General features: G+C 51.4%; 12 protein-coding genes. All 12 read right to left on the bottom strand.

The genetic code is table 11. The features are described 5' to 3' along the window. Positions 1–129 precede the first annotated feature (129 nt). Positions 130–732 (bottom strand): DUF4230 domain-containing protein, encoded by a 603-nt coding sequence (locus KNP84_RS10025; RefSeq protein ID WP_214801899.1) that lies wholly within the window; start codon positions 730–732, stop codon positions 130–132. A gap of 118 nt (positions 733–850) precedes the next feature. Continuing rightward, on the bottom strand, positions 851–1,189 hold the full coding sequence (locus KNP84_RS10030) for a hypothetical protein (protein WP_214801904.1): 339 nt from the start codon (positions 1,187–1,189) through the stop codon (positions 851–853). A gap of 177 nt (positions 1,190–1,366) precedes the next feature. Then, on the bottom strand, positions 1,367–1,846 hold the full coding sequence (gene rlmH, locus KNP84_RS10035; protein WP_215114722.1) for a 23S rRNA (pseudouridine(1915)-N(3))-methyltransferase RlmH: 480 nt from the start codon (positions 1,844–1,846) through the stop codon (positions 1,367–1,369). A gap of 83 nt (positions 1,847–1,929) precedes the next feature. After that, positions 1,930–2,091: a CxxH/CxxC protein gene (locus tag KNP84_RS10040; RefSeq protein ID WP_021067873.1), complete on the bottom strand. Its 162-nt coding sequence runs from the start codon at positions 2,089–2,091 to the stop codon at positions 1,930–1,932. Between the two features lie 37 nt (positions 2,092–2,128). Further along, positions 2,129–3,397, bottom strand: coding sequence for a S1C family serine protease (locus tag KNP84_RS10045; protein ID WP_021067872.1), 1,269 nt, complete (start codon positions 3,395–3,397; stop codon positions 2,129–2,131). Between the two features lie 51 nt (positions 3,398–3,448). Continuing rightward, positions 3,449–4,240, bottom strand: a complete 792-nt coding sequence (locus tag KNP84_RS10050; RefSeq protein WP_021067871.1) for an MBL fold metallo-hydrolase — start codon at positions 4,238–4,240, stop codon at positions 3,449–3,451. Positions 4,241–4,253: 13 nt separating this feature from the next. Continuing rightward, positions 4,254–5,078, bottom strand: coding sequence for a two-component system regulatory protein YycI (locus KNP84_RS10055; RefSeq protein WP_215114723.1), 825 nt, complete (start codon positions 5,076–5,078; stop codon positions 4,254–4,256). Beyond that, positions 5,065–6,450, bottom strand: a complete 1,386-nt coding sequence (gene yycH / locus KNP84_RS10060) for a two-component system activity regulator YycH (RefSeq protein ID WP_214716347.1) — start codon at positions 6,448–6,450, stop codon at positions 5,065–5,067. Before yycH ends, KNP84_RS10055 begins: the two co-directional genes overlap by 14 nt. Next, complete coding sequence (gene walK, locus KNP84_RS10065) at positions 6,450–8,291, bottom strand: cell wall metabolism sensor histidine kinase WalK (protein ID WP_021067868.1); 1,842 nt, start codon at positions 8,289–8,291, stop codon at positions 6,450–6,452. Before walK ends, yycH begins: the two co-directional genes overlap by 1 nt. A gap of 3 nt (positions 8,292–8,294) precedes the next feature. Beyond that, positions 8,295–9,005, bottom strand: a complete 711-nt coding sequence (gene yycF / locus KNP84_RS10070) for a response regulator YycF (RefSeq protein ID WP_021067867.1) — start codon at positions 9,003–9,005, stop codon at positions 8,295–8,297. 120 nt (positions 9,006–9,125) lie between these two features. Beyond that, entirely contained in the window at positions 9,126–10,415 is a 1,290-nt protein-coding gene (locus KNP84_RS10075; RefSeq protein WP_021067866.1) for an adenylosuccinate synthase, read from the bottom strand. Between the two features lie 236 nt (positions 10,416–10,651). Beyond that, on the bottom strand, positions 10,652–12,004 hold the full coding sequence (gene dnaB, locus KNP84_RS10080) for a replicative DNA helicase (protein WP_021067865.1): 1,353 nt from the start codon (positions 12,002–12,004) through the stop codon (positions 10,652–10,654). Between the last annotated feature and the right edge of the window lie 6 nt (positions 12,005–12,010).

Raw genomic sequence — 12,010 nt, forward strand, 5'->3', positions numbered from 1 at the left:
ACATCGGATCATTCATTTTTCTAACTAATTTACTCAATTCTAAAAATATGAGGCTAGATTTTGAGTACATCAGCGAATTTTAAAAAGAATTGAGTCATCAATAATCGATGACTCAATTCTTTGATCTATTCAATAAAATTCGATGGTAACATTCTCATATCCATTAGAGTTCAAAAATGAAATCAACAATTTTTCCGTTGCTTTGTCTGCTTCTTTTAAAAAGCCTTGACTTACTTTCTTCTCTTCAACTTTTTCTTTATCCTTTGTAATCTCGTCCATAATCGTTTGGGAAGGGTAGTCAGAAAAAATGTTTCCTTTGATGTCTGTTACTTTAGTATTCTCCGTTTCAGCAACGTTATCGAGAATTTTAGACTTTGGCACTTGCACCAACATACTTTCATCTTTGTCATCGTAAGATAATTTAATATTGCTAAAGTCAGTTCCGGCTTTCAAATATCCGGAATACTCGATTAGTTTGATTGCTTCAGCGAATTTGATGTCCGATAATCCTATTAAAGAGACCTCTCTATTAGTGCGACTCACAATGACATGGCTATATTCATATTTCAATGTTGCTAGCTCTGACAACTCTACAATCCTATCTTGAACTAAAGCTGTATCTGAACTCTTATTAGTTGTGAATTCAAACGGTTTGAATTGAAATAAAATAATTGCGCCAACCATCACAGTTCCTAATACTAGAATCAGACTTGATATCATCAGCTTTTTCACAGTCGCATCCCCTTAAAAAATATGTAATTTTTATCCTTGGATTTATTATACGTTTTTATCTTTTATTTAATAATATAAATTTCGATAAATTAAAATAGATTATTAAATTACCTCCATACTAAAAAGACCACCTGTGATCTTCTGGTAAACAGTCATCGCACAGCAGTTTCCCTTCGAAAGTTGCTCCATTACACAACTGTAACAATGGATCACTTTTTTCTCTATCTGTTATCCAACGTCCACAAGTTGAGCATTTTCCACAATTCATTGAAACTGAATCTAAGACAACCGTGGAGGAACTTTCCCATTCCACATTCACTTCATTCGTACCTATTCTGATTTTTTGATCATGACACAGCTCATTCGCAATTTGATCAATCATCCCAAAATCTTTACGTACTTCCGTTTCGTCTACTTCCACCAAAAAAGATGCATTGATTAAAACTGTTTTTTTCAAAGTTAACTCTCCTTCCAATCATTCAATTCATGCGAGTTTTAATCAAAGTAGGTACTTGATTTTCAATGCTCTTAAACTTTTTCAATATGATTAGCATTCGGTAGCCGAAAACATTTACCTGCACAAAAAGCGTCAAAGACAGAAGCTGCCTTTGACGCTAAACAAATATATATGTGGTTACTTATGATAAGGCTCATTCCGGTTGATCCGGTACGCCCGATAAATCTGCTCACACAAGACGAGCTTCATCAATTGATGCGGGAACGTCATCTTCGAGAATGAGATTGTATCATCTGAGCGTTTCATGACGTCATCCGATAAGCCGAGCGAGCCACCGATGACGAAGGCGATTTTGCTCTTGCCGTACGTTGCGAGTTGATCGAGCTCACGGGCGAACTCTTCGCTCGTTCGTTGTTTGGCGTCGATGGCCAAGGCAATCACATGCGTGTCCGGACTGATTTTCGCCAAAATCCGCTCGCCTTCTTTTTGTTTTACTAGAATCATGTCCGCTTCACTCAAATGCTCGGGTGCTTTCTCGTCTGCGACCTCGATTTCCTGCACTTTCGCATAGGCCGACAAACGTTTTGTGTACTCGGAAATCCCTAGTTTCAAATACTTCTCTTTTAGTTTGCCGACCGTGATAATTGAAATATTCATCCAATTCTTCCTTTTTCCACAGTTTTTTTGGAGTTATCCATAGGGTTATCCACAGAGTTATCCACAAATCCACATGTTGATAATCATTTTTTGCTTGACACAACATATGTTGCGTCGGCATCGCAGAACTCACATGTCACTTGTCCACTTGTGGATAGTTCTTCGAGCAACGGGTATTCCCCCGTCTCATCGACAATGATATCTAAAGCGATTTCAACATGTTCCTTGCATACTTTTTTTTCCACAATGTTTCCTCCTTAAAAAAGAAGCGTCGCCGCTCCTTTAAGTTGCTTCAGTTAATGTGGCCTCGGTTTTGCCTGCCTTGCCGCGTCGTGTATATTCAATCGTGACCTTATCCCCAACCGTGGCGTCTCGGTACAGGGCGTCTCGCAAATCGACGTAACGTTTGATGTCACGGTCGCCGATTTTGACAATGACGTCACCGACGCGGAGGCCCGCCTCTTCGGCTGGACTGCCGGGCGTGATTGCCTCGACGAACACCCCGTCTTCGTTATCAAAACTAATCCCATACTCTTCCCGGACGTTACCCGGTACGGCGATGACTTCTTGAATCGTGACACCGAGCTGGGCCCGCGTCACTTCCCCATCACGCTCGAGCATATCGATAACCGGCAACGCGACGTTGACGGGAATCGAGAAGCCGACCCCTTCGACGCTCGCCTCGGCGATTTTCATCGAGTTGATGCCGACGAGCTCGCCGCGGATGTTGATGAGTGCCCCGCCGGAGTTACCCGGGTTGATGGCTGCATCGGTCTGGATGACCTCGGCGTTATAATCCATGAGGCCGTCACTGTTCGTATCGACCGGCACGGTGCGTTCGACACCACTGACGATACCACGGGTGACCGAGTTTGAAAAGACGCCGAGCGGATTCCCAATCGCCATGACGGTCTCGCCTGCCTGGAGCACGGTCGAGTCCCCGAGGGCAATCGGGGCGACGTCGATATTGGCCGGCAGTTTGACCGATGCGACAGCCAAATCATTGAGCGGGTCTTCTCCGAGAATCGTCGCCGAAGCGACTTGTCCATCAGAAAACGCGACGTTGATCTCATCCGCTTCTTCGATGACATGGAAGTTCGTGACGATATACGCCGTGTCGCCGTCGACCTTATAGATGACACCAGAGCCCGCTCCGGCCTCCCACTGCGAGTCCGAGGTGAACGCCCGCTGGATGTTCGTAATGCTGACGACGGACGTCTTAGCGCCCGTCACAGCGCTCGTGATGTCAGATTCCGTGACAGTGACGGCTTGTTCCGTCCGAATCAGTTCATTCGTCACAAAACGAGAGGTTGGGGAATCCCAGAGCATCATCGCCAAAAAGAACAAAGCCGCTCCTAAGAATCCGCCAACCCCTCCGAGTAACAACGGTTTTAAATTCACTCGTGGCTTATGGCGCACATGTTCTTCTTGCTTCGGGCGCCACTCGCTACGAGATGGGTACGTCGGTTTTACATCGTTCATTGTATCTGCTTCGTGCTCTAAAGGTTCGACGTCTTGAGGTTCATACTCATGGTGTCTCTCTTCATTCACGACGCGTCCCCCCTTCAAGACAGTGTGTTATCTGTCTTTTCCCAAGTTCGCTTATAAAGAAACGAGCGAAGTGGGGGTCGATGGGTCGGTATCGCACAATTTGATGCGACCGAGGTCGACATCACGCGTCCCAAGTGTTTGCGAGACGCTCATTTGAGCGAGCTCTTTCATGTTGTTATCTTTACTGAGGTGAGCCAAATAAATCCGTTTCGTCTGATCCCCGATGACCTCGCTCATCGCGATGGCCGCGTCTTCGTTCGAGACGTGACCGTAGTCCCCGAGTATCCGGCGCTTGACGCTCCACGGGTAACGTCCCATCTGGAGCATCGAGACGTCGTGGTTCGATTCGAAAATAAAGTCATCGGCCCCGCGGATGACACCTTTCATCCGGTCGGACACATAACCCGTGTCGGTGATATGGGCGAGGCGTCTGCCGTCATGGGCGAACTGGTAGAACATCGGGTCGGCCGCGTCATGGCTGACGTTGAACGACTCGATCTCGATATCCCCGAACTGTTTAATCTCGCCTACCTCAAAGTGAAACTTCAAGGCCGGGTCGACCTTCCCAATCAAGGATTCCATCGCGTCCCACGTCTTCGCGTTCGCGTAAATCGGTAAATTGTATTTTCGAGCGAGAATCCCGACACCTTTAATATGGTCGGAGTGCTCATGCGTGACGAGCAGTGCATCGATACCGTCAAACGATCGGCCGATTTCGGTGATGCGTTGTTGCATCGCCTTCCCGGTCAATCCGGCGTCGACGAGCAATTTCGCCCGTTCCGTCTCAATGTAGAGGGCGTTTCCGGTCGAACCGCTCGCAAGCACACTATAGCGTAAAGTCACTCGATCACTCCTTTCATTCTTCTGAATCAAATTCGACCCGTTCGACGGTCCCGTCGATCGCATTGACGAAGTAGGCGTCCTCGTCAATCGTGATCGCCCAGAGCGGCGGCATGATAATCAGGCTGCCGGAACTGTCGAGCGGCAGGCTATAGAAGCCTGTATTGATGGCTCGCATCTCTTGATTCGGCTGGAAGTATTTCCGGGCCGCGAGTTGCGAAATCGCCTCGCTCGCCGTCAAAACGAGATCGTCTTGCGACTTCGAGGACAAATTCGTCAAATGACGTTGTTTATAGTCGGTCACTTCGAACGCTTCGTTCAGTTGAAGCAATAAAAGCGACGGACCGATGTACTGTTCCGTCTCCCCGTTGATTTCGGGGTTCGAGAAAATCTTATTGTTCTCATACGTCTGCACGAAAGCGACTTGACGCGTCTCAGAGTCATATCGCCAGTACGCATATTCGGAACCGAACGGGACGTACTCTGAGACGAACGTCGCCGCGGTCGTCCGCAAATCGTTTTGATCGAGCGGGACGGGCTGTTTGAGCTCGACTTCGAGCTGCATGTTGTCGAGTGTCGTCGCCAGTTGGGCTTCCCGATTCTGCGTGATCATCGAGGCCGACATCTGTTCCGACGATCCCGTCAAATAGCCGATGTCCCGACCCATCCGTGGCAACTTCGACGCATCGACGTTGCGTTGGTCCAAGATTTGCGCGATGGACGTATTGTCGTTCGTCACGACCTCCGTCGCCCACGTTTCCGTCAAGAGCTGGAACAACAGGTAGATGTTCAGCGCGAGGAAGGCGAAGAGGAGAATCGTTTTCGCTTTACTCCAGTCCACGATACATCATCCTTTCTGTCCAGTCCTCCGGTTGATCGAATGGAATCCATCTTCCGGCTTCTCGAACGAACCAGTTCGGGGAGAACGTGACGTAACGGCTCGTGTCTTCATTGTATTCAATCTCATAGCCGAGACGAATCTCGGTCACGTTTTCAAATCGTCCTGCGTTGACGAGCGTATCAACCACATCTTGTCCATCCGCGAGCTGCGTCGTCCCGACCGAGATCAAACGATCGATTTCGAGATGGTGCCGGGTGATCGATCGGACTTGCGTCCCGTCGTTCTCGACACGCAGCGTCGACAAATCGACGGCGTCGTTGTTGATGAACGCCTCCCGTTGACTGAACACCGGGAAACCGTTCACGTGAAACCGGAACACGGTCGTCTCAAACCCTTGATTGGCCGGGGTAATCGCATCGAAGCGAAGCGACAACCCTTGGCTCTCCGACGTCTCATCAACCCAACCTCCGTGGAAGTTGACGAACTCGACGATCGTGTCGAGCCCGATGACCGACTCTTGTTCCGTGCTATTGCGCGACAAGTTACGGTAGCGGCTCGCGTTCAGGTTCGCATCGTACTCGGCGACGCTAATCCCGTTCGTGAGGGCGCCAACAGAGCTGGCCGGATCGACTTCCTGCACGTTCGGGTCACCCGGGAAGAACGTATCGCGCATCCAGTCGAGGCGGGCCGAGATTTGAATTTGAGATACGTCATAGGCGAACAGCTCATTCATCTCTGGTCCGACGACCGGGATATAGTTAACGCGTTCATCCGTGTACGTGACACGTCGCATCGCCCGGTCCGAATCTTTCAAGAACAGGCTGTTGACGTCCCCTTGGCCGACTTTCGACAAGCGGCCTTCCCAGAGCGACTGGTCGCTCATGATGGTACGGATGCGCCACGTGTCGTCCTTCATGAAGATGAGGGCGCGCTGCGGCACTTTCCCGGACAGGCTGTATGAGCCCGGGAGCATGTAGCTGAGCGTGTCCGCATAATACGCTTCCGGTAAAATCAGTTCGACGGCCTCGTCGACGCCCGCATACAAACTCGGGACGTTCTTGACGGCGAGTGGTTTGAACTCGCTCGCTTCGAACGATTCCCGGATGACGCGCATGATCTGCTTCGGCGTGTTCTTCGTGGCAAAGACGGCGTTGTTCTCATGGACGACCGTTTGGGCCGGCACGATGACTTGACGCGCCTGGCGCTGCAACGACTCATCCACCGTCGCGACTTGCGTCTCCGATTGGACCGACTGATACTTCGGATGGTAATCCCAGAGGATGACCGTTTGGACGATGGACGTGACGATCAAGGTGAGCAAGACGAGCGATTTCACTAGTTCTGGCTTCGCCAAGAAGCGTGGTCGTTCCATCAGTCATTCACCTCCACGATCGTATCGAACGGGATGGTGAAGTAAATCGTCGTCCCACGCCCGAACTCACTCTCGGCCCAGATGTCGCCGCCATGGGCAGAAACGACTTCTTTGGCGATTGATAGACCGAGTCCGGTCCCGCCGATATTGCGGGCCCGGGCCTTGTCGACCCGATAGAACCGTTCAAAGATTTTTTTCAAGTTCGATTTCGGGATACCGACTCCTTCATCTTTAATGCCGATGACGAGCCGCTTGGCACGGAGCATCGTCCGGAACGTGATTGTCCCGCCTTCCGGCGAGAACTTGACGGCGTTCGTGATGATGTTATCGATGACCTGCGTCATCTTGTCTTGATCGGCATGGACGTACACGCGACGCTTCATGAGCTTACGGCGGAACTGAATCGTCTCGCCTTTCGTCATCTCATGTCGCTCGATGATATCGTTGAAGAACTGGATAAAATCGAACTTCACTTTTTGCATCGTATACTCTTTGCTGTCCATCTTCGACAGTTGCAACAAGTCGTTGACGAGGCGGATCATCCGCTCCGTCTCGTTTTGTGTCGTCTCGAGGAAGCGCGGGGCGAGCTCGTCGTCCTTATATGCGCCTTCCGCGAGCACTTCGAGGTAACTCCGCATCGTCGTGAGCGGCGTCCGCAGCTCGTGGCTGACGTTCGCGACGAACTCACGGCGGTCTTGCTCGACTTGTTCTTGCTCGGTCACGTCGTGCAAGACGACGATCAGACCGGTGATCGGTCCGCTATGCTTTTGAATCGGCGAGAAGTAGGCGCGGACGAGGAACAGCTCTTCGTCCGTACTGAGGTCGATTAGTTTCGGCGGCATCGTCCCGTCTTCCGGGATGACGATCTCGTCGTCAAACTCGAGCAGGTTCTGTAGGTTCGCACCCATCGCCTCTTCTTCGGCGAGCCCAATCATGTCACGGGCTTGGTCGTTCATCAAGATGACCCGAAGCGAGCGGTCCGTCGCGACGACACCGTCCGACATATTCTCGAGGACGCTCGTCAAGCGGCGTCGCTCAGCCTCGGTCGTGGCATTCGCCTCCATCAGCTCATCGGTCAATTCGTTGAACGAATAGGCGAGTTGGCCGACCTCGTCGTCGGAATAGACTTTAACTTTTCGCGAGAAGTTCCCTTTTCGCATCTCGACGGCTTGACGACGCATATCCGCAATCGGTCGCGTAATCGTCCGTGACAGCAAAATCCCAAGAATCGACGTGATGATGAGGGCGATGAGCGTCCCGGTCGCGAGGATCCGGGTCACTTGTTCCATCTGATTGTAGATGGACTGCATCGACGCCTCGATATAAATCATACCGGTCGTCGTCCCATCGACTTCTGATTTGACCGGAACGGCAACGACGCGCATGCGTTCGTTCGAGTCTTCATAGACGAGCGTCTCTTGCGCCCCGCTCGTCGCGAATGATTTTTGAATGAACGAGTTCGCCGTCCGTTGTCCGACGAGACTCTGGTTGTTCGGGTTCGACGTCGCCCGGACGACACTGTTCGTGTCGATAATCTGGACTTCGCGAATGTCGTCAGCTAGCGTCGTGCTCTCCGTAAACTCAGACAGCAGTTGATCCAGTACCTGGTTCAACTGCTGGTCCGAGGTCGAGTCACCACCGTTCGATGCGATCCCTTCACTGACGTTATAGCTCAGAAGGTTGGCCCGATCGACGAGCGACTGCGAGAAGTTGTTGATGTATTGTCGTTCGAGGGAGCGTACGAAGTACACTCCGATGACTTGCATCGCAACAAGAATGAGCAGCGCATAGATGACGACGAGCTTCCACTGGATAGATTTAAAGAAGTTCGTCCGTTTCATCGTTTAGTCTTCTTCTCCTGCTTTTAAATAGTACCCGACACCACGGCGCGTGATGATATACGTCGGCGTCGATGGATTGTCTTCGACTTTCTCACGCAACCGGCGGACTGTCACGTCGACCGTACGGACATCGCCAAAGTAGTCATAGCCCCATACCGTCTGGAGCAAATGCTCCCGCGTCATGACTTGCCCGATGTTTTGGGCGAGGTAATGGATGAGCTCGAACTCACGGTGTGTCAATTCGATTTTCTCTTCCCGTTTCGTGACCATGTACGAATCCGGATGAATCGTCAAATCACCGATCACGATATCGTTGTCATTGGCACCTTTCGTCTCTGGGGCCGGAGCCGTTGCGTGACGGCGCATGTTCGCCTTGACGCGGGCCAAAAGCTCGCGTGAGCTGAACGGCTTCGTGACGTAATCGTCGGCACCGAGCTCAAGTCCGAGCACTTTATCGATTTCAGAGTCTTTCGCCGTCAACATGATGATTGGCATGTCGTACTTCTTACGGACTTCACGGCACACTTCCATGCCGTCTTTGAGCGGCAACATGATGTCGAGCAAAATCAAATCCGGTTTGACTTCTTCGACTTTCACGAGCGCCTCTTCCCCGTCATAGGCGACGTGGACTTGGTATCCTTCTTTTTCAAGCTTAAACTTCAATATATCTGCAATTGGTTGTTCGTCATCTACCACTAAAATCGTACGATCCATTCAGTGAGTCCTCCTCTTATCGTTAAACGTACATGTCTACATTGTAACTCTTTTTCTATAGGTTAGAAAGCGTGGTCCATTTCCGTGGAAATGAAAAGAGAGCCACGAGGGCTCTCTATCTTATGCTTCGTAAATGTCACGCAAGATGACCGTCTGCTCACGTGCCGGTCCGACCGAGAACGTCAACAATTCGATACCTGTCAACGCTTCGATGCGCTTGACATAGTTCTGCGCGTTCACCGGCAAGTCTTCGAACTTGCGGATGCCTGTGATATCTTCTGTCCAGCCTGGGAGCTCTTCGAACACCGGCTTGCACTGCTCGAGGACACGGAAGTTTGGCGGATACTCATCGAGGAGCTTCCCTTCGAACTCGTACGCTGTACAAATCTTGAGCGTCTCAAGACCTGTCAACACGTCAATCGAGTTGAGGCAAAGGTCTGTGATACCGCTGACACGACGCGAATGGCGGACGACGACCGAGTCGAACCAACCGACGCGACGCGGACGTCCTGTCGTCGTACCGTACTCTTTTCCGACTTCACGGATCGTGTGACCGATCTCATCGTCAAGTTGGGTCGGGAACGGGCCGTCTCCGACACGTGACGTGTACGCCTTACAGACGCCGACGACGTGATGGATCTTCGATGGACCGATACCGGCACCGCTCGATACGCCGCCTGAAGCCGCGTTCGATGATGTGACGAACGGGTACGTTCCGTGGTCGATGTCTAGCAACACACCTTGCGCGCCTTCGAAGAGCACTTTCTGTTCTTCGTCGAGCGCGTTGTTTAACACGACCGATGTATCACACACGTACTTGGCGAACTGTTGGCCGTACGCATAGTATTCTTCAAAGATATCATCGAATTCGATCGCATCGACTTCGTACATCTTCACGAACATGCGGTTTTTAATCGCGAGGACCGTCTTGAGCTTCTCAGCAAACACTTCTTTGTCGAGAAGGTCAGCGATGCGAATCCCGATGCGCGCCGCTTTGTCCATGTAGCAAGGACCGATCCCTTTGAGTGTCGTCCCGACTTTGGCGTCGCCTTTCGCGTCCTCTTCGAGCTTATCTTGCAACTGATGATACGGCAAAATGACGTGGGCCCGGTTCGAGATGCGGAGGTTATCCGTGCTCACACCGCGCTCGTGCAAATACGCGAGCTCCGTGACGAGTGATTTCGGATTGACGACCATCCCGTTCCCGATGACACATGTTTTGTCCGAGTAGAAGATCCCCGATGGAATCAAGTGAAGTTTATACTTCGTATCGTTGAAGACGATTGTATGACCAGCGTTGTCTCCCCCTTGATAACGCGCGACGACCTCGGCCTGCTTCGATAAGAAGTCCGTGATTTTTCCTTTACCTTCATCGCCCCACTGCGTTCCCACTACGACTACTGATGACATAATGAATCCTCCTTGTAGATAAACGTTCTATTCAAACCATCCGTAAGTGTACACTTGCTCTTGTTGAAAGTCAACCTAATACCGAACGATATTTTTAAGTTGTAACCTTTCGTTCGTTATTGACGTGTCATTTCTCGTTCAATGATGGAATTCTTCAAAATCAAGATACGTTTAGGTCTAAAGACCGACCAAAAAGGCGACGTCATGAGACGTCGCCTTTGGCAGAATCATTCGTCCTACATCGGTGGCGCAAAGGCTTGCGTCTCCATGTTGACGAACTTGTTATATTCTTTTCGGAACGAGAGTTTGACCGTCCCCGTCGGACCGTTACGCTGCTTGGCGATGATGATCTCGATCGTGTTGGCGTCTTCACTCTCTTTGTCGTAATAGTCATCCCGGTACAAGAACGCGACGATATCGGCATCTTGCTCAATCGCCCCGGATTCCCGGATATCCGACATCATCGGCCGCTTGTCTTGACGGCTCTCAACACCACGTGAGAGCTGTGACAAGGCGATGACCGGCACTTGAAGCTCACGTGCGATCGCTTTGAGCGTACGCGAGATTTCCGAGACTTCTTGTTGCCGGTTCTCGCCTGGCTTACCGTTCCCGACGATGAGCTGCAAGTAGTCAATCATGATCATGCCGAGGCCGTGCTCTTGTTTCAAGCGGCGGCACTTGGCCCGAATCTCGTTGACGCGAAGACCCGGCGTATCATCGATATAGATACCGGCTTGTGACAGTGACGACATGGCGAGCGAGAGTCGCCCCCAGTCCTCGGCCTCGAGCCGTCCCGTCCGTAGACGCTGGGCATCGATATTGCCTTCCGCACAGAGCATCCGCATGACGAGCTGCTCGGCACCCATCTCCAAACTGAAGATGGCGACGTTCTCGCCGGTACGGACGGCCACGTTTTGCGAGATGTTCAAGGCGAAGGCCGTCTTCCCGACGGAAGGACGGGCCGCGACGATGATGAGGTCGTTGCGTTGGAAACCGGCCGTCATCTTGTCGAGATCGCTGAACCCGGTCGCGATACCGGTGATTTCGCCGCTCGATTGGTGCAGTTTTTCAATCGTCGAGTAGGCGTCCGATAAGACCGAGCCGATCGGATGGAAGCTTGACTGCCCTTTACGTTGCGAGACTTTTAAAATGTTCCGCTCGGCGTCTGACAGGACAGCATCGACCTCATCTTGGCGTTCATAGCCGTCCGAGACGATATTCGTCGCAGTCCGAATCAAGCGGCGTAACGCCGCCTTTTGGTCGACGACGTTCAAATAATAACCGATGTTGCCGATGGCCGGAACCGCTTCGGCGATTTCCGCCAAATAGTTCAATCCACCGATTTCATCGAGAATGCCTTGGGCTTGAAGCTCCGAACTGAGCGTGACCAAATCGACGAGTTCGCCGCGGTCGTTAATCTTCAGCATCGCCTCAAAAATCCGTTGATGGCTGACACGATAAAAGTCGTCCGGGTCGACCCGTTCCGAGGCCGTAATCAGCCGGTCAGAATCGAGGATGACGGCCCCAAGGACAGCTTGTTCCGCTTCGACGCTATGTGGCGGGGTGTTGACTTGAATCGCATCACTCATACGTTG

This window comes from Exiguobacterium sp. s70, from assembly GCF_018618315.1.
Lineage (GTDB): Bacteria > Bacillota > Bacilli > Exiguobacteriales > Exiguobacteriaceae > Exiguobacterium > Exiguobacterium chiriqhucha.